The organism is Klebsiella sp. 141198, assembly GCF_050600785.1.
GTDB lineage: Bacteria > Pseudomonadota > Gammaproteobacteria > Enterobacterales > Enterobacteriaceae > Klebsiella > Klebsiella aerogenes.
The window spans coordinates 276,935-295,218 of record NZ_JAQIRM010000006.1; the positions used below are offsets into that span (position 1 = coordinate 276,935).

General features: G+C 56.8%; 19 protein-coding genes. 10 read left to right on the forward strand and 9 right to left on the reverse strand.

Annotation, left to right across the window (positions count from 1 at the left end):
- Positions 1-33: 33 nt before the first annotated feature.
- From PGR10_RS20790 to PGR10_RS20800, 3 genes are all read right to left on the reverse strand, one after another.
- A complete protein-coding gene (locus tag PGR10_RS20790) occupies positions 34-642 on the reverse strand; it encodes a glutathione S-transferase (protein ID WP_113374033.1) in 609 nt (202 codons plus the stop codon).
- A gap of 91 nt (positions 643-733) precedes the next feature.
- A complete protein-coding gene (locus tag PGR10_RS20795; RefSeq protein WP_087858948.1) occupies positions 734-1,870 on the reverse strand; it encodes an HlyD family secretion protein in 1,137 nt (378 codons plus the stop codon).
- 2 nt (positions 1,871-1,872) lie between these two features.
- Entirely contained in the window at positions 1,873-2,238 is a 366-nt protein-coding gene (locus tag PGR10_RS20800; protein ID WP_087858947.1) for a DUF3302 domain-containing protein, read from the reverse strand.
- Positions 2,239-2,776: 538 nt separating this feature from the next.
- Here PGR10_RS20800 and mtlA point away from each other — a divergent pair.
- From mtlA to mtlR, 3 genes are all read left to right on the forward strand, one after another.
- Positions 2,777-4,687, forward strand: coding sequence for a PTS mannitol transporter subunit IICBA (gene mtlA / locus PGR10_RS20805; RefSeq protein ID WP_047047680.1), 1,911 nt, complete (start codon positions 2,777-2,779; stop codon positions 4,685-4,687).
- 101 nt (positions 4,688-4,788) lie between these two features.
- The gene (mtlD, locus tag PGR10_RS20810; protein ID WP_308957651.1) at positions 4,789-5,937 is read left to right on the forward strand and encodes a mannitol-1-phosphate 5-dehydrogenase; all 1,149 of its coding nucleotides are present in this window, start codon (positions 4,789-4,791) and stop codon (positions 5,935-5,937) included.
- Positions 5,937-6,533, forward strand: a complete 597-nt coding sequence (mtlR, locus tag PGR10_RS20815; RefSeq protein WP_020077694.1) for a mannitol operon repressor MtlR — start codon at positions 5,937-5,939, stop codon at positions 6,531-6,533. The genes mtlD and mtlR overlap by 1 nt, the downstream gene beginning before the upstream one ends.
- Here the strand turns inward: mtlR and PGR10_RS20820 are convergent.
- Positions 6,522-6,746 (reverse strand): hypothetical protein, encoded by a 225-nt coding sequence (locus tag PGR10_RS20820; protein WP_087858945.1) that lies wholly within the window; start codon positions 6,744-6,746, stop codon positions 6,522-6,524. The genes mtlR and PGR10_RS20820 overlap by 12 nt on opposite strands.
- 275 nt (positions 6,747-7,021) lie before the next feature.
- Here PGR10_RS20820 and PGR10_RS20825 point away from each other — a divergent pair, with 275 nt between their 5' ends.
- The 5 genes from PGR10_RS20825 to trmL all read left to right on the forward strand — a co-directional run bounded on the left by PGR10_RS20825 (position 7,022) and on the right by trmL (position 11,893).
- Positions 7,022-7,384 (forward strand): YibL family ribosome-associated protein, encoded by a 363-nt coding sequence (locus PGR10_RS20825; RefSeq protein WP_015369186.1) that lies wholly within the window; start codon positions 7,022-7,024, stop codon positions 7,382-7,384.
- Between the two features lie 300 nt (positions 7,385-7,684).
- Positions 7,685-9,340, forward strand: a complete 1,656-nt coding sequence (gene lldP, locus PGR10_RS20830; protein ID WP_430924046.1) for an L-lactate permease — start codon at positions 7,685-7,687, stop codon at positions 9,338-9,340.
- Complete coding sequence (lldR, locus tag PGR10_RS20835; RefSeq protein ID WP_015369184.1) at positions 9,337-10,110, forward strand: transcriptional regulator LldR; 774 nt, start codon at positions 9,337-9,339, stop codon at positions 10,108-10,110. Before lldP ends, lldR begins: the two co-directional genes overlap by 4 nt.
- Entirely contained in the window at positions 10,110-11,294 is a 1,185-nt protein-coding gene (lldD, locus tag PGR10_RS20840) for an FMN-dependent L-lactate dehydrogenase LldD (protein ID WP_113374036.1), read from the forward strand. The genes lldR and lldD overlap by 1 nt, the downstream gene beginning before the upstream one ends.
- A 125-nt stretch (positions 11,295-11,419) precedes the next feature.
- Positions 11,420-11,893: a tRNA (uridine(34)/cytosine(34)/5-carboxymethylaminomethyluridine(34)-2'-O)-methyltransferase TrmL gene (trmL, locus tag PGR10_RS20845; protein ID WP_015369182.1), complete on the forward strand. Its 474-nt coding sequence runs from the start codon at positions 11,420-11,422 to the stop codon at positions 11,891-11,893.
- Between the two features lie 81 nt (positions 11,894-11,974).
- On the opposite strand, the gene cysE is transcribed toward trmL, so the two are convergent.
- The 5 genes from cysE to PGR10_RS20870 form a co-directional block, all read right to left on the reverse strand.
- On the reverse strand, positions 11,975-12,796 hold the full coding sequence (gene cysE / locus PGR10_RS20850) for a serine O-acetyltransferase (protein ID WP_004106845.1): 822 nt from the start codon (positions 12,794-12,796) through the stop codon (positions 11,975-11,977).
- Between the two features lie 80 nt (positions 12,797-12,876).
- Positions 12,877-13,896, reverse strand: a complete 1,020-nt coding sequence (gpsA, locus tag PGR10_RS20855; protein ID WP_015369181.1) for an NAD(P)H-dependent glycerol-3-phosphate dehydrogenase — start codon at positions 13,894-13,896, stop codon at positions 12,877-12,879.
- Complete coding sequence (gene secB / locus PGR10_RS20860; protein ID WP_015369180.1) at positions 13,896-14,363, reverse strand: protein-export chaperone SecB; 468 nt, start codon at positions 14,361-14,363, stop codon at positions 13,896-13,898. The genes gpsA and secB overlap by 1 nt, the downstream gene beginning before the upstream one ends.
- Positions 14,364-14,422: 59 nt before the next feature.
- The gene (grxC, locus tag PGR10_RS20865) at positions 14,423-14,674 is read right to left on the reverse strand and encodes a glutaredoxin 3 (RefSeq protein WP_015369179.1); all 252 of its coding nucleotides are present in this window, start codon (positions 14,672-14,674) and stop codon (positions 14,423-14,425) included.
- Between the two features lie 105 nt (positions 14,675-14,779).
- The gene (locus PGR10_RS20870) at positions 14,780-15,211 is read right to left on the reverse strand and encodes a rhodanese-like domain-containing protein (protein ID WP_015369178.1); all 432 of its coding nucleotides are present in this window, start codon (positions 15,209-15,211) and stop codon (positions 14,780-14,782) included.
- Between the two features lie 246 nt (positions 15,212-15,457).
- On the opposite strand from PGR10_RS20870, the gene gpmM reads away from it, so the two are divergent.
- On the forward strand, positions 15,458-17,002 hold the full coding sequence (gene gpmM, locus PGR10_RS20875) for a 2,3-bisphosphoglycerate-independent phosphoglycerate mutase (protein ID WP_020077692.1): 1,545 nt from the start codon (positions 15,458-15,460) through the stop codon (positions 17,000-17,002).
- Positions 17,003-17,011: 9 nt separating this feature from the next.
- Entirely contained in the window at positions 17,012-18,283 is a 1,272-nt protein-coding gene (gene envC / locus PGR10_RS20880; RefSeq protein WP_045390637.1) for a murein hydrolase activator EnvC, read from the forward strand.
- Position 18,284 lies beyond the last annotated feature (1 nt).

The following is an 18,284-nucleotide window of genomic DNA, read 5'->3' on the forward strand; positions in this document are numbered from 1 at the left end:
ACGCCTGCGCGAGGAAACTGTTACCTGCCTGGGTCAACTCCCTGGCGGTTCGGTACGTGCAAAACTGGCGCGCTGAAATAACGTCTCGACCAGTTTGACCAGTTTTGGCCGCGTCGCGCACCAGCCGGGCGCCACGCGACGGAAATTGAGATAAGCAATGGCGCAGGCGGCAGTAATGGTCGCCAGATTCAGCTCACCGTGACGCAAGGTGCCGTCGGCGGCGTACCCTTCCAACATATCAAGACCGCGGGCGATTTTTTCCCGCTGGCGGAGCAGTTCGGTTTCTGACTGCTGCGCCGCCGGACGCGCTTTTTCCCGCACCAGCGCGATCGCCGCCTCCATGATGCCGTCAGACAAGGCTTCAAGCTGCCGCATCTTCAGCGCCGCCAGAGGTTCCGTAGGCAGCATCGCCGGCGCGACGTTAAGCAGTTCAAGATATTGCGCAATAATGGGCGAATCAAACCAGCATGCGCCGTCATCTGTCAGCAGCGCCGGAACTTTACCCAGCGGGTTGTACTGCGCCACGCCGTTGACGTCGTTATAGGGGAATTCGTTCACAAACTCGAAGGGGATCGCCTTTTCCAGCAAGATGACAGAAATTTTGCGTACAAAAGGACTGGTGTAGCTGCCGATAAGTTTCATTGCCTGCTCCTTTCGCCAACGAAAAGATCAGTATGGTTCAGGCGCAGGCAAATGGCAGGCGCGACATTGTCTCAACCTGCCGCCGATCGCATTAATGATCGAGATAGAGGTAGTGCATCCAGCTGGTCATGCGCAGCAGCACTTTTCTCATCACCGACACGTGGGTGAAATGGTCGGAATAGACCGCCACCTGGGCATAGATGCCGTCGGGTAGCGCATCGACCTGCGCATCCGGATCCAGCTCAATTGTCGCCAGCACGCCATCACTACCCGGCGTGACGCTCAGCGACTGCAGCGAACCCTGCGCCTGATAAGTCCCGCCAGGCACCACCGGCAATACGTTTACCAGTTTACCGTGGAACACCTGCCCTGGCAGGGCGTTAAACACCGCTTCGGCATCATCGCCAGCCTCCAGCCTGAGCAACGAATTCTGGCGGAACTGAGCGACAATCAGCCGTTTTTGTTGCGGAATAAAGACCATCACCGGGCGCAGCGGCAGCGACGCGGCGTAGGTTCCCGGGCGAATCAGCACCTGGGTAATGTAACCATCGCTCGGCGCGCGGACGGTGGTCTGATCAAGGTTATATTTCGCTTCCGCCAACTGCGCGCGCAGGCTCACCACCTGCGACTGTTCGCCATTCAGCGTACTATCCAGTTGGCTCTGAATCTGCGCCTGCTCGGCGACCGAGGCTTTCACCAACGCATCCTGGGCAAGGTAGTTTTGCCGCGCATTATCGATATCGCTTTCCGAAAACGGATTGACCCGCGCCTGGCTGCCTTTCAAATAGCGCTGATAATCTTTATACAACCGGTCGCGCTCGGCAGAGACGCGCACGGTGTTCGCCTGGGCTTCCTGCAGTTGGGCTTTCAGGGTATTGATACTATGCAACGCGGTGACCAGATCGGCCTGCAGCCTGTCGACACGCGCCTGGTAGCGCGCCGGGTCGATAGTAAATAGTACTTCGCCCTTTTTCACCCGCTGGTTGGCTTTATCGGTCACGCTGCTAACAATGCCGGTAACCTGCGGCGTAATAGGAATGGAAATAACCGCTTTCTGCGCAGTAAAAGTATAAGGGTGGTTATAGTTCATTAATAAAATAAGCGCGCTAACAATAAATACACCGCCTAAGGCCGCTGTCGGGACTGTCCATTTATTTACCGGAATATGGAATATTTTAAATACCGACCACGCAATGGCCACGTACGTCAAAATGATCAACAGGTCCATGATTATTTCTCCGGCGAGGACGGCGGCGCTGTCGGCTGCAAATGCGCGATTTTATGTTCAAGTTCCGCGATACGCTGATTGAGCTGCGCCAGCTCGCTGTCGGTGCCATCAGGCTCTGCGTCATTCGGCTTATGCTGCATTCCCCAGCCGCGTTCCGGCTGATAAAGGGTCGCCCAAATCCATAAAAATGGCCATATTACGTGCAGCGTAAACAGGCTAACCCACCCTGCGACGTGAATCGCATCAGAGTGCGGGTGATTACGTTTCTTCGCGATCAGATACGGAATATCGTGCAAAATAATAATCCCGTAAAAAATAACCAGGAAAACGAAGATCAGAACGCCCAGCGCAAAATAATTGAGAAACATAATTTCCTCGATTCACGCTAATAGATTATTGGAATTGTGAGCGCCGCTGAAGCGACGCCTGACTGACAATTTGAGCATAATTCACCGCTTTCATTTCCGCCATTAGCAGCAAAAAATGTTCTTCGCCCAGACGGGTTGCAAAGTTACATCGTTGGCCGCTGGGGAAAGCAGAACTTGCGGTGGATCACACACAGCGGAATTGAGTGCAAAATATTTTGTGATGTACGTCACAAACAAATAACAAAAACACAAAGTTATAATGTGATAAACATCACATAAAAATGCGATTTATGGCCATTCATCTCCTGTTGTTGTTTTTTTACACATCATTTTTGTGATGAAGATCACTACATATAAGTACCAGACACCTATATTCATGTGACGCAAATCACATAAAAAGCCGCTCGCTGGACAGCTTAACGATTCAGTGCCAGATTTCGCACTATCAATCAGGGTCCGGCTACCTCTGCCGCCACATTAACAACAAACCTCGGGCGTTCAGCCTGCGCGATAAGCAAAACAGAAGAAGGGGTGTTTTATGTCATCCGATATCAAGATCAAAGTGCAAAGCTTTGGTCGTTTCCTCAGCAATATGGTGATGCCGAATATCGGCGCGTTTATCGCGTGGGGGATTATCACCGCGTTATTTATTCCAACAGGGTGGTTGCCGAACGAGACGCTGGCGAAGCTGGTCGGCCCGATGATCACCTACCTGCTGCCGCTGCTGATCGGTTATACCGGCGGTAAGCTGGTTGGCGGCGAACGAGGCGGCGTCGTCGGCGCTATCACCACCATGGGCGTTATCGTTGGTGCGGATATGCCGATGTTCCTCGGCTCGATGATCGCCGGCCCGCTCGGCGGCTACTGCATTAAGAAATTTGACGCCTGGGTAGACGGTAAGATCAAATCCGGTTTCGAAATGCTGGTGAATAACTTCTCCGCCGGCATTATCGGGATGATCCTTGCCATTCTTGCGTTCCTCGGCATCGGCCCGGCGGTTGAAGTGCTGTCAAAACTGCTGGCGGCCGGCGTTAACTTCATGGTGGCGCACGACATGCTGCCGCTGGCGTCTATCTTTGTTGAACCGGCTAAAATCCTGTTCCTCAATAACGCGATTAACCACGGTATCTTCTCGCCGCTGGGTATCCAGCAGTCCCATGAGCTTGGCAAATCCATCTTCTTCTTGATTGAAGCTAACCCGGGACCGGGGATGGGCGTTCTGCTGGCGTACATGTTCTTTGGCCGCGGCAGCGCGAAGCAGTCTGCGGGCGGTGCGGCAATCATCCACTTCCTGGGCGGTATTCACGAAATTTACTTCCCGTACGTGCTGATGAACCCGCGTCTGATTCTGGCCGTTATCCTCGGCGGTATGACCGGCGTCTTCACCCTGACTATCCTCAACGGCGGCCTGGTTTCCCCTGCTTCCCCGGGTTCCATTCTGGCGGTACTGGCGATGACGCCAAAAGGCGCCTACTTCGCTAACATCGCGGCCATTATTGCGGCGATGGCGGTCTCCTTTATTGTCTCTGCCATCCTGCTGAAAACCAGCAAAGTGAAAGAAGAAGACGATATCGAAGCGGCGACTCGTCGCATGCACGACATGAAGGCCGAGTCCAAAGGCGCGGCGACGCCGCTGGCGGCGGGCGACGTGGCTAACGACCTGAGCCACGTGCGTAAAATCATCGTTGCCTGCGACGCCGGTATGGGTTCCAGCGCCATGGGCGCCGGGGTACTGCGTAAGAAGGTGCAGGATGCCGGACTGAGCAACATTTCGGTTACCAACAGCGCGATTAACAACCTGCCGCCGGATGTCGACCTGGTGATCACCCACCGCGATCTGACCGAGCGCGCCATGCGCCAGGTACCACAGGCGCAGCATATTTCGCTGACCAACTTCCTCGACAGCGGCCTGTACACCAGCCTGACCGAGCGTCTGGTGGCGGCCCAGCGCCACATCGACAACGAAGTGAAAGTCACCGATAGCCTGAAAGATAGTTTTGATAATGACGACAAAAACCTGTTCCAGCTGGGCGCGGATAACATCTTCCTTGGGCGCAAAGCGGCCACCAAAGAAGAGGCGATTCGCTTCGCCGGTGAACAACTGGTGAAAGGTGGATACGTTGAGCCGGAATATGTGCAGGCGATGCTCGACCGCGAGAAGCTGACCTCGACCTATCTTGGCGAATCCATCGCGGTACCGCACGGTACCATCGAAGCGAAAGACCGGGTGCTGAAAACCGGCGTCGTCTTCTGCCAGTATCCGGAAGGCGTACGCTTCGGTGAAGAAGAAGATGAAGTCGCACGTCTGGTCATTGGTATCGCCGCCCGCAACAACGAACACATTCACGTTATCACCAGCCTGACCAACGCGCTGGATGACGAAACCGTGATTGAGCGGCTGGCGAAAACCACCAGCGTCGAAGAAGTCCTGTCGCTGCTGAATAAATAACCCGCGAGGTCCATTCCCTCTCCCTCTGGGAGAGGGTTGGGGTGAGGGAAATGCCTCACCCCAGCCCTCTCAGGTAAAAACATTAATTGAAGGTTAATACTATGAAAGCATTACATTTTGGCGCAGGTAATATTGGACGTGGCTTCATTGGCAAACTGCTGGCTGACGCCGGTATCACCCTCACGTTCGCCGATGTTAATCAGGTGGTCCTTGACGCCCTGAATGCCCGTCATAGCTATCAGGTTCACGTGGTGGGCGAAAACGAACAGGTTGACACCGTCTCCGGCGTGAATGCCGTCAGCAGCATTGGCGATGAAGTGGTGGATCTGATCGCCACTGTCGACCTGGTGACCACCGCCGTCGGTCCCGTCGTTCTGGAGCGTATCGCTCCGGCCATCGCCAAAGGCCTGGTGAAACGCAAAGCGCAGGGTATTGAACGCCCGCTGAATATCATCGCCTGCGAAAACATGGTGCGCGGCACCACCCAGCTGAAAGGCCATGTGTTTAACGCGCTGGCGGAAGAAGATAAAGCATGGGTTGAAGCGCATATCGGCTTCGTCGATTCCGCCGTAGACCGCATCGTGCCGCCATCGGCTTCCGCTACCCACGATCCGCTGGAAGTCACCGTTGAAACCTTCAGCGAATGGATTGTGGATAAAACCCAGTTTAAAGGCGAGCTGCCGAACATCCCAGGAATGGAATTAACCGATAACCTGATGGCATTTGTCGAACGTAAGCTATTCACCTTAAACACCGGGCATGCTATAACCGCCTACCTCGGGAAACTGGCGGGCCATCAAACGATTCGCGACGCGATTCTTGATGAGAAAATTCGCGCCGTCGTAAAAGGCGCGATGGAAGAGAGCGGCGCGGTGCTGATCAAACGCTACAGCTTTGATGCGCAGAAACACGCGGCTTATATCCAGAAGATCCTCGGTCGTTTCGAGAACCCGTATCTGAAAGATGATGTGGAGCGCGTCGGCCGTCAGCCGCTGCGTAAACTGAGCGCGGGCGATCGTTTAATCAAGCCGCTGCTTGGCACGCTGGAATACGGCCTTCCGCACCGGAACCTGGTGAAAGGAATTGCCGCGGCCATGCATTTCCGCAGCGAAGACGATCCGCAGGCGCAGGAGCTGGCGGCGCTGATTAGCGAAAAAGGGCCACAGGCCGCGCTGGCGCAGATTTCCGGTCTGGATGCCGCAAGCGCTGTAGTGGCGGAAGCCGTTAACGACTACAACGCGGTAAAATGATGTACAACCTGGCGCGGCCGATGCCGCGCCCAATACCACTCCTGTCCGATATGCAGGCAATAATGGAAGAAACACAGGCATTTGAAAACCGCGTACTTGAGCGTTTAAATGCTGGTAAGACCGTAAGAAGTTTCCTGATAGCCGCCGTCGAACTCCTGACGGAGGCGGTCAATATTCTGGTACTTCAGGTATTCCGCAAAGACGATTACGCGGTGAAATACGCAGTGGAGCCATTGCTGGACGGCAGTGGGCCGCTGGGCGACCTTTCCGTACGCCTGAAGCTTATCTACGGCCTTGGGGTGATAAGCCGCGCCGAATACGAAGATGCCGAGCTATTGATGGCCCTGCGTGAAGAGCTCAATCATGACGGCAATGAGTACGCTTTCACCGACGATGAAATTCTCGGGCCGTTAGGCGAGCTGCACTGCGTCGCCGCGCTTCCGCCGACGCCGCTGTTTGATGAGAGCGATAAGGAACTGCTGGCAATGCAGAAACTGCGCTACCAGCAGATGGTACGTTCTACGATGGTGTTGTCTCTGACTGAGCTGATTTCCCGAATCAGCTTAAAAAAAGCCTTCCAGAAATCAACGCTCTGACTCCGTTTCTTGCTGGTCGCACGTCGGCCGGTACAGCTGCCGGTAATACTCCAGACGACTCAGAAATAGCGCTTTTTTATCCTCAGGAATATCGCGCGGTATCCGCTGTAAACGCGGGCATTTTTTCAGATATTCCATAAACGCCTGGCTCGAGGCCATGAAATCTACCGTTTTATCGATGATACGTGGGATGCCGTCGCCGATTTTCGCCATCACGCTCTCCTCTGTTCAGGGGGATCTGATTAAGGATTGGCGAAAAAAAGGGAGCAAGTTGAGGAAAACGTGCGGAATGGCCGTCAGGCTTCACAAAAATGACAAACAGCTGAGTTAAAACGACAATATCATTATTATTCAGTCAATTATAATATATTGATTCTTATGCTTATGGCCGTGTCGCCGCGAGTATTTCGATAAAAAACTATCAACAAAGGCCCGCCCGGCCCATACTATGTAACGTCGAAGCCCTTTTATTCACAGATAAAATTACCATGAAAGAAGTCGAAAAGAATGAAATCAAGCGTTTGAGCGACCGTCTCGACGCCATCCGCCACCAGCAGGCCGACCTGTCGCTGGTCGAAGCCGCCGATAAATACGCGGAGCTGGAAAAAGAAAAAGCGACCCTGGAAACGGAAATCGAACGTCTGCGTTCCGTTCAGTCGCAGAAGCTGAGCAAAGAAGCGCAGAAGCTGATGAGCATGCCGCATCGTCGCGCCATTACCAAGAAAGAGCAGGCCGATATGGGCAAGCTGAAGAAAAGCGTGCGCGGACTGGTTGTCGTCCACCCGATGACCGCGCTGGGCCGTGAAATGGGCCTTAAAGAGATGACCGGCTTCGCGAAGAGCGAGTTTTAATCTTTTGCCCGCTGTGAGTTCGTCGTCTATTACCCGGTAGCCCTACCGGGCCGTGAACTCACAGCCAATTTCCCCTTTCTCGCCAAATTGGCCCAACCAATTATTTCTTAAACCGTCAATCGGTTCACATATCCATCACTTTGCATCACAAACGCGTTGCCATGCCATAACATTTGGTTAACCATCAATTGTCGTTAACCCTACAATCGCAATTTGGCTGGGCCAATTTTACAAACAGTGTGATCGGCAATGGGCGCAGACCCAACCTGACGCATTGGATGTGGCCCGATGGAGACCTGCATGAACCTCTGGCAACAAAATTACGATCCGGCTGGTAATATCTGGCTATCGAGCCTTATCGCCTCACTACCGATTCTGTTTTTCTTTTTCGCTCTGATTAAGCTCAAGCTTAAAGGCTATGTCGCCGCCACCTGGACCGTAGCCATCGCGCTGCTTGTCGCCCTGCTGTTCTACAAAATGCCGGTCAATCGCGCCTTATCGTCGGTGGTATACGGCTTCTTCTACGGCCTGTGGCCTATCGCGTGGATTATTATCGCCGCGGTCTTCGTCTATAAAATCTCGGTGAAGACCGGGCAGTTCGACATTATCCGCTCGTCGATTCTTTCAATTACGCCGGACCAGCGCCTGCAGATGCTGATTGTGGGCTTCTCCTTTGGCGCCTTCCTCGAAGGGGCCGCCGGTTTCGGCGCGCCGGTGGCGATCACCGCCGCGCTGCTGGTCGGGCTTGGTTTCAATCCGCTGTACGCCGCCGGGCTGTGCCTGATTGTTAACACCGCGCCGGTGGCCTTCGGCGCCATGGGGATCCCGATTCTGGTCGCCGGTCAAGTGACCGGCATCGATAGTTTCGCCATCGGCCAGATGGTTGGCCGCCAACTGCCGTTCCTGACCATTATCGTGCTGTTCTGGATCATGGCGATTATGGACGGCTGGCGCGGGGTGAAAGAGACGTGGCCTGCGGTGATGGTCGCAGGCGGCTCGTTCGCTATCGCGCAGTACCTCAGCTCTAACTTCCTCGGCCCGGAACTGCCGGACATCATCTCTTCGCTGGTGTCGCTGGTATGCCTGACGCTGTTCCTCAAACGCTGGCAGCCGGTACGTATCTTCCGCTTTGGCGATATGGGGGCAGCGCAGGTTGATCAAACCCTGGCGCGTACGCATTACACCGCCGGTCAGGTTATTCGCGCCTGGTCGCCGTTCCTGTTCCTCACCGCCACCGTCACCCTGTGGAGCGTACCGCCGTTCAAAGCGCTGTTTGCTCCGGGCGGGGCGATGTATGACTTCGTGGTTAACATCTCGGTACCGTTCCTCGACAAAATGGTCGCCCGCATGCCGCCGGTGGTGAGCGCCGCGACGCCATACGCCGCGGTGTATAAATTCGACTGGCTGTCGGCGACCGGCACCGCCATTCTGTTCGCCGCTATACTGTCTATCGTCTGGCTGCGTATGAAGCCAAAGGATGCGCTGACCACCTTCGCCGGGACGTTGAAAGAGCTGGCGCTACCGATTTACTCCATCGGCATGGTGCTGGCGTTCGCCTTTATTTCAAACTACTCCGGGCTGTCATCGACGCTGGCGTTGGCGCTGGCGCATACCGGCCACGCGTTTACCTTCTTCTCGCCGTTCCTCGGCTGGCTGGGGGTCTTCCTGACCGGTTCGGATACCTCGTCTAACGCGCTATTCGCCGCGCTGCAGGCGACGGCAGCCCAGCAAATCGGCGTCTCCGATATTCTGCTGGTCGCCGCGAATACCACCGGTGGGGTGACGGGCAAGATGATTTCGCCGCAGTCGATCGCCATTGCCTGCGCCGCGGTAGGCCTGGTGGGTAAAGAGTCGGACCTGTTCCGCTTTACCGTCAAGCACAGCCTGATATTCACCTGCATGGTGGGCCTGATTACCACCCTGCAGGCTTATGTCTTAACCTGGATGATTCCGTGAAAGTGATGCCAAAACGCCTGGCTGACGACGTCGCAAACCGCGTCCGGGCGCTGATAGAAGAACAACAGCTGGAGGCGGGCATGCGTTTGCCCGCCGAGCGCCAGCTTGCCGTCCAGCTCGGTGTTTCACGCAATTCGCTACGTGAAGCGCTGGCGATGCTGGTCAACGAAGGGGTGCTGCTTAGCCGTCGCGGCGGCGGCACCTTCGTGCGCTGGCAGCATGAACCCTGGTCGGAGCAAAACATCGTCCAGCCGCTGAAAACGCTGCTCGCCGACGACCCCGACTACAGTTTTGATATTCTCGAAGCCCGCCACGCCATTGAAGCCAGCACTGCCTGGCACGCGGCGATGCGGGCCACCGACGCCGAAAAAGAAAAAATCCGCCTCTGTTTTGAAGCCACCCTCAGCGATGACCCGGATCTCGCCTCACAGGCGGATGTTCGCTTCCACCTGGCGATCGCTGAAGCCTCGCATAACGTGGTGCTGCTGCAAACCATGCGCGGTTTCTTCGAGCTTCTGCAATCCTCGGTGAAGCAGAGCCGTCAGCGCATGTATCTGGTGCCGCCGGTGTTCGCGCGTCTGACCGAACAACATCAGGCGGTGATGGAAGCGATATTCGCCGGCGACGCGGAAGGCGCCCGCCAGGCGATGATGGCCCACCTCGGTTTTGTCCACGCCACCATTAAACGTTTTGATGAAGACCAGGCCCGCCAGGCGCGCATTACCCGCCTGCCCGGTGACCACAATGAAAATTCCAGGGAGAACTCGTGATGATTATTTCCGCCGCCAGCGACTATCGCGCCGCCGCACAGCGTATCCTGCCACCGTTTCTGTTCCACTATATCGACGGCGGCGCCTACGCCGAACATACCCTGCGCCGCAACGTTGAAGACCTCTCCGACGTGGCGCTCCGTCAGCGCATTCTGCGCAATATGTCGGATCTGAGCCTGGAGACCACGTTATTCAACGAGAAGCTAGCGATGCCGACGGCGCTGGCGCCGGTCGGACTGTGCGGCATGTACGCGCGCCGCGGCGAAGTGCAGGCGGCGGGCGCGGCGGACGACAAAGGCATCCCGTTTACCCTCTCTACCGTTTCCGTTTGCCCGATTGAAGAGGTCGCCCCGACCATCAAGCGCCCAATGTGGTTCCAGCTGTATGTCCTGCGCGATCGCGGATTTATGCGCAATGCGCTGGAGCGCGCCAAAGCCGCGGGCTGCTCCACGCTGGTCTTTACCGTGGATATGCCGACCCCCGGCGCGCGCTATCGCGACGCCCATTCTGGCATGAGCGGTCCGAACGCCGCCATGCGCCGCTACTGGCAGGCCGTCACTCATCCGCAGTGGGCATGGGACGTCGGTCTCAACGGTCGCCCGCACGATCTGGGCAATATCTCCGCCTACCTCGGCAAACCGACCGGGCTTGAGGATTACATCGGCTGGCTGGCGAATAATTTCGATCCGTCGATTTCATGGAAAGACCTGGAGTGGATCCGCGACTTCTGGGACGGCCCGATGGTGATCAAAGGGATCCTCGATCCGGAGGACGCCCGCGATGCGGTGCGCTTCGGCGCTGACGGTATTGTCGTCTCTAACCACGGCGGCCGTCAGCTTGACGGCGTGCTCTCTTCCGCCCGCGCCCTGCCCGCCATTGCCGATGCGGTTAAAGGCGACATCACTATTCTCGCCGACAGCGGCATCCGCAACGGTCTCGACGTGGTGCGGATGATCGCCCTGGGCGCTGACAGCGTGCTGCTGGGCCGCGCGTATCTGTACGCGCTGGCGACCCACGGCAAGCAAGGGGTGGCGAATCTGCTCACTCTTATCGAGAAAGAGATGAAAGTGGCGATGACGCTGACCGGGGCGAAATCCATCAGCGAAATCAGCCGCGATTCGCTGGTGCAGAATGCCGAAGCGCTGCAGACCTTTGATGCGCTCAAGCAGGGCAACGCCGCGTAATTCCCCGCGTTTTCCCTTACACCGCCCCTGCTGGAATCGGTTTTCTCCCTCTCCCTCAGGGAGAGGGTCAGGGTGAGGGTTCAACAAATATCTGCTATTCTGCCCCCCGCAATTAAGGGGGCAGTATGCTGAACATCGTATTATTCGAACCAGAAATCCCGCCGAACACCGGCAATATCATCCGCCTGTGCGCCAACACCGGCTTCAATTTACATATCATTGAGCCGATGGGCTTTACCTGGGACGATAAACGCCTGAGACGCGCCGGGTTGGATTATCACGAGTTCACCGCCGTACAGCGCCACGCGGATTACGCGGCATTTGTCGCCAGCGCGAAGCCGCAGCGGCTGTTCGCCCTCACCACCAAAGGCACGCCCGCCCACAGCGCGGTAAGCTATCAGGATGGTGATTTCTTGATGTTTGGTCCGGAAACGCGCGGCCTACCGGCCAGCATTCTCGATGCCCTACCGGCGGAGCAAAAAATCCGTATTCCGATGATGCCGGACAGCCGCAGCATGAACCTGTCAAACGCGGTGTCGGTGGTGGTGTATGAAGCCTGGCGTCAGTTGGGATACCCTGGAGCCGTGTTGCGCAGCTAACCTGAGCGGTTCCCGGATTGCGGCGCGTTGCGCCTTATCCGGGCTACCTCTCTGAGCTTAACAGCGGCAAATGGCAATAAATCAAATCCCGTCGCCGTACTCGAAGGTATGGTGGATGCCATTAAAATGCTGATCCATATCCATTGCCGGCTTGTCGCTCTCCGGCTTGCCGACGATGCGCGCCGGTACGCCTGCGGCGGTGGTATGCGGCGGCACAGGTTGCAGCACCACGGAACCGGCGCCAATCTTCGCCCCGCGCCCGACTTCGATATTGCCGAGGATCTTCGCCCCGGCGCCAATCATCACGCCTTCGCGAATTTTCGGGTGACGGTCGCCGCTAGTTTTGCCGGTACCGCCGAGGGTCACGGACTGCAGAATGGATACGTCGTCTTCAATCACCGCCGTTTCACCGACCACGATACCGGTGGCGTGGTCGAGCATGATCCCACGGCCAATCTTCGCCGCCGGATGGATATCGACCTGGAAAGAGACGGAGACCTGGTTTTGCAGGAAAATAGCCAGCGCGCGACGCCCCTGATTCCACAGCCAGTGGCCAATGCGGTAGGCCTGCAGCGCATGGAAGCCTTTCAGGTAGAGCAACGGCGTTGAGTATTTATCGACCGCAGGGTCACGGGTACGTACCGCCTGGATATCGCAGGCGGCGGAAGCGATCATCTCCGGGTCAGCGGCATAGGCCTCTTCCACCACTTCGCGAATGGCGATAGCGGGCATAATCGGCGAGGCCAGCTTATTCGCCAGCATATAGCTCAGGGCGCTGCCCAGATTTTCGTGCTTGAGTAGCGTTGCGTGGTAAAAACTGGCGAGCATCGGCTCACAGTCGGCCAAAGCCCGGGCTTCGGCTTTAATATTGTTCCAGACGATATCCAGTTCTTCACACGGCATTGCATACTCCAGACGGTAAGAATTATGACCGGTCAGTTCTTCGCTGACCGGGTCATACAGGTAACAGACTTTCCCTGCGGCTAGTTGGCGCTGCGTTCGTCCTTGCGTGCGCGACCTAATAAGGTCAATGCTGCCTCGCGCGCAATTTTTCCGCAATACAATACCTGATAAATTTCCTCGGTTATTGGCATTTCGACGCCTAAACGCTGCGCCAGAACGCGAACCTCTTTGGTATTGCGATAGCCTTCAACCACCTGGCCAATCTTGTCCTGCGCGCTTTGCACGTCCATGCCCTGTCCGAGCATCATGCCAAAACGGCGGTTTCGCGATTGGTTATCGGTACAGGTCAGTACCAGGTCGCCCAAGCCGGCCATGCCCATGAAGGTTTCCGGATCGGCGCCCAGCGCCGCGCCGAGACGGGACATTTCCACCAGCCCACGGGTGATCAACGCCGTACGGGCATTCGCGCCAAAGCCGATACCGTCAGACATTCCGGCGCCGATGGCGATAACGTTTTTCACCGCGCCGCCCAGCTGTACGCCGATAAAGTCCGGGTTGATGTAGACGCGGAAGCTTTTACCACAGTGCAACAGGCGCTGAAGGTCTTCCGCAAACTGCGGATCCGTCGCCGCCAGCGAAATCGCCGTCGGCAGGCCGGCGGCCAGCTCTTTGGCGAAAGTCGGACCGGAGATGACCGCTAATGGGATGTCATCGCCCAGCGCTTCACGCGCCACGTCCTGCAGCAGACGGCCGGTTTCGGCCTCCAGACCTTTCGTCGCCCACACCAGCCGCGCATCGGAACGCATCAGCGGTTTAATCTGGCGCAGAACCTGGCCGAAGACATGGCTCGGCACCACCACGAGGATATCGCGGCTGGCGGCCAGCGCCGTCGCTAAATCGCTCTCAAGGCGCAGCGTGTCCGGGAAGGGCACATCGGGAAGGAACGCGGCGTTGCAGCGATCGTGTTGCAGCGTCGCGATATGTTTCGGGTCATGACCCCAGAGGACGACCTCGTGGCCATTTCTTGCCAGGGTGATGGCAAGAGCGGTGCCGTAAGAGCCGGCACCGATCACAGTCATTGCAGCATTAAGCGCGTTCATCAGGCATCCTGATGTTGTTCAGCACCTTCGCCAGCCTGCTGTTGCAGATAGTTCATAAACAGCGCGTCAAAGTTCACCGGCGCAAGGTTCAGTTGCGGGAAGGTGCCGCGGGAAACCAGGCTGGTAACGGTCTCGCGAGCGTACGGGAACAGAATGTTCGGGCAGTACGCGCCGAGGCAGTGCGCCATCTGGTTGCCATCGATGCCGTCGATGGAGAAGATGCCGCCCTGCTGTACTTCGCACAGGAATGCGGTTTCTTCGCCCAGCGAAGCAGTTACGGTGACACGCAGCACCACTTCATAAACGCCTTCAGCCAGCTGGCTGGAAGCGGTATCCAGATCAAGTTTAACTTCAGGCTGCCAATCTTTCTGGAAAACTTGCGGCGCATTTGGCGCTTCGAAGGAAACGTCTTTGGTGTAGATGCGCTGAATCTGGAAAGTCATTTCGGTGCTGTTTTGTTCTGACATAGTAAAACCCTTTCGTGTTGTCCTTAAATACGCGCCCCTGAATGGGGAAAGCGTAAAAATTAGCGCAAGAGGGGATCAAGTCCACCACGTGAATCAAGCGCATACAAGTCGTCACAGCCGCCAATGTGCTGCGCATCAATAAAAATCTGCGGAACCGTCGTCCGGCCGCTGCGCTGGATCATCTCTTCGCGCTTCGCGGCATCGCCATCGATAGGCAGTTCGTTGAACGTCACGCCCTTGCTGTTCAGCAGCGCTTTGGCGCGGATGCAGAACGGGCAGGTCGCTTTGGTATAGATCTCAATATTGGCCATGACTCACTCCTGTTTTTACCCCGAGGGATTTTACGCCGCAGATGCTCCCCCGCCGCCTGAGGGGTTATCGGGGGAACCGCTGCGCCATAACGACGCGGGGGTAAATTATTTGCCGCGTACCAGCGGAAGGTTCTCGCCGCTCCAGCCTGCGATGCCTTCTTTCAGTACAAAGACTTTTTCGAATCCGGCTTTATTCAGCAGGCTGGCAGGCTCTTGCGCCTGCATGCCGGACCCATCCACAACAATAATGGGTTGTGCTTTGTGTTTTTCCAACTCGCCGACGTTATTTGCTTTGATATCGGCAGGCAGCAGGTTGATAGCGCCGGCGATATGGCCTTTACGGAAGTCGTCACGCTGACGCAGGTCGACAACAACGGCTTCTTCTTTGTTGATAAGACGCGTCGCTTCACCACGAGTAATGACTTTAACTTTTGACATCAAGCCTTTAAAGGTGGTGAACAGTACCGCACCCAGCAGCGCGATCCACGCGATGCTCAGGACCGGGTGACGGCCGATGAATTGCATAATTTCTTGCATGGGGGGTTACAACTCCCGACTAAGTGATAAAAAAACCAGGGAAGGAGTATACCTGTGCATTGCGGCAAATACAGCCAGTGAGCGCGATGTAATGTATTTTCTGCGGCCCGTCACGAAAAAAAAACCGACTTCGCCATCGACTGTGGCGTCACCCCTTCCCTTTCTTTGATCTTTTACGGTGATTTGATCGATTCAGCTGTAGTAAAATTACGCAAATTTTCTGTCTTTGAGCATGAGGTTGTCGCAATGTCGGTTACTAAAAAACCTATGGTACTGGTGATTCTGGATGGCTACGGCTACCGTGAAGACCAACAGGATAACGCCATTTATAGCGCGAAAACGCCGGTAATGGACGCGCTGTGGGCAAAACGTCCGCACACCCTGATTGACGCATCCGGTCTGGAAGTCGGCCTGCCTGACCGCCAGATGGGTAACTCCGAAGTGGGCCACGTAAACCTCGGCGCGGGTCGTATCGTGTATCAGGATCTGACCCGTCTGGACGTTGAAATCAAAGAACGCACCTTCTTCGCCAACCCGGTGCTGACCGGCGCGGTCGACAAAGCCGTCGCCGCCGGTAAAGCGGTACACATCATGGGCCTGATGTCGCCAGGCGGCGTTCACAGCCACGAAGACCACATCATGGCGATGGTAGAACTGGCCGCCGAACGCGGCGCAGAGAAAATCTATCTGCACGCTTTCCTCGATGGCCGCGACACGCCGCCGCGCAGCGCTGAAGCCACGCTGGCTAAATTCGAAGCTAAATTCACCGCGCTGGGCAAAGGCCGTATCGCCTCTATCATCGGCCGCTACTACGCCATGGACCGCGACAACCGCTGGGATCGCGTAGAACAAGCCTATGACCTGATGACGCTGGCCAAAGGCGAATTCCAGGCCGACACCGCGGTGGCGGGCCTGCAGGCAGCCTACGCCCGTGATGAAAACGACGAGTTCGTTAAAGCGACCGTTATCCGCGCCGCGGGCCAGGCCGATGCCGCGATGGAAGACGGCGACGCGCTGATCTTCATGAACTTCCGCGCTGACCGCGCGCGCGAAATCACCCGCGCCTTCGTTAACGCCGACTTCGACGGCTTCGCGCGTAAGAAAGTTGTTAACCTCGATTTCGTGATGCTGACCGAATACGCCGCCGACATCAAAGTCGCTTGCGCTTATCCGCCAGCTTCACTGGTTAACACTTTCGGCGAGTGGATGGCGAAGCACGACAAAACCCAGCTGCGCATCTCCGAAACCGAGAAATATGCGCACGTGACCTTCTTCTTTAACGGCGGCGTAGAAGATCCGTTCAAAGGCGAAGACCGTATTCTGATTAACTCGCCGAAGGTCGCCACTTACGACCTGCAGCCGGAAATGAGCTCTGCCGAGCTGACCGAAAAACTGGTTGCGGCCATCAAAGGCGGCCAGTATGACACCATCATCTGTAACTACCCGAATGGCGATATGGTTGGCCATACCGGGGTGATGGAAGCGGCGGTGAAAGCGGTTGAAGCGCTGGATCACTGTATCGAACAAGTGGCCGCGGCCGTTGAATCCGTCGGCGGTCAGCTGCTGATCACCGCCGACCACGGCAACGCCGAGCAAATGCGCGATCCGGCGACCGGACAGGCGCACACCGCGCATACTAACCTGCCGGTTCCGCTCATCTACGTTGGCGACAAAACCGTGAAAGTAGCCGAAGGCGGCAAGCTTTCCGACATCGCGCCAACCATGCTATCGCTGATGGGAATGGAAATCCCGCAAGAGATGACTGGCAAGCCGCTGTTCATCGTGGAATAATCCTTCCCCATGAGGGGAAAGGCGACTTATTCAAATACATGGATCGCAACGGCTGTTCGATCCGTTCTTTACGCCAGCGCGCTTAGCGCTGGCGTATTGCTGTGCGCCGCATCCGCTCACGCCGATGACCGCGACCAGCTGAAATCCATTCAGGCCGATATCGCCGCCAAACAGCGCGCGATTCAGCAACAGCAGCAGCAACGTTCCTCTCTGCTCGCCCAGCTAAAAGCGCAGGAAGAGGCGATCTCCGCCGCCGCGCGTAAGCTGCGTGAAACTCAGGATACCCTCAACCAGCTCAATAAGCAGATCGACGAGATGAACGCGTCTATCGCTAAGCTGGAGCGCCAGCGTGCCTCCCAGGAACGTAACCTCGCCGCGCAGCTTGACGCCGCCTTCCGCCAGGGGCCGCATACTGGCATGCAGATGATCCTCAGCGGCGAAGAGGGGCAGCGCAACCAGCGCCTGCAGGCCTATTTTGGTTACTTTAACCAGGCCCGTCAGGAGACCATCGCCCAGCTCAAGCAGACGCGCGAAGAAGTCGCGGTGCAGAAATCGATGCTGGAAGAAAAACAAAGCCAGCAGCAAACGCTGGTTTACGAGCAAAAAGCGCAGCAGGCCAAGCTTGAGCAGGCGCGCAACGAGCGTAAAAAGACGCTCTCCAGCCTCGAATCCTCCATTCAGAAAGGCCAACAGCAGCTCAGCGAACTGCGCGCTAACGAATCGCGCCTGCGCGGCCGCATCGCCCAGGCGGAAGCGGCAGCCAAAGCCCGCGCCGATCGCGAGGCTCGTGATGCCCAGGCGGTACGCGACCGTCAGCAGGAAGCCTCGCGCAAAGGCACCACCTATAAACCAACCGAAAGCGAACGTTCATTGATGTCGCGAACCGGCGGCCTCGGCGCGCCGCGCGGTCAGGCCTTCTGGCCGGTTCGCGGAACAATTCTTCATCGTTATGGCGAACAGCTGCAAGGTGAACTACGTTGGAAAGGGATGGTTATCGCTGCGTCTGAGGGCACCGAAGTCAAAGCCATTGCCGACGGTCGGGTGATCCTCGCCGACTGGCTGCAGGGCTACGGCCTGGTGGTCGTCGTTGAACACGGCAAAGGCGACATGAGTCTTTACGGCTATAACCAAAGCGCGCTGGTCAGCGTCGGTACCCAGGTCCGCGCGGGCCAGGCTATCGCGCTGGTAGGCAGTAGCGGCGGTCAGGGTCGTCCGTCGCTCTATTTCGAAATTCGCCGCCAGGGTCAGGCGGTCAATCCACAGCCGTGGTTGGGAAGATAAG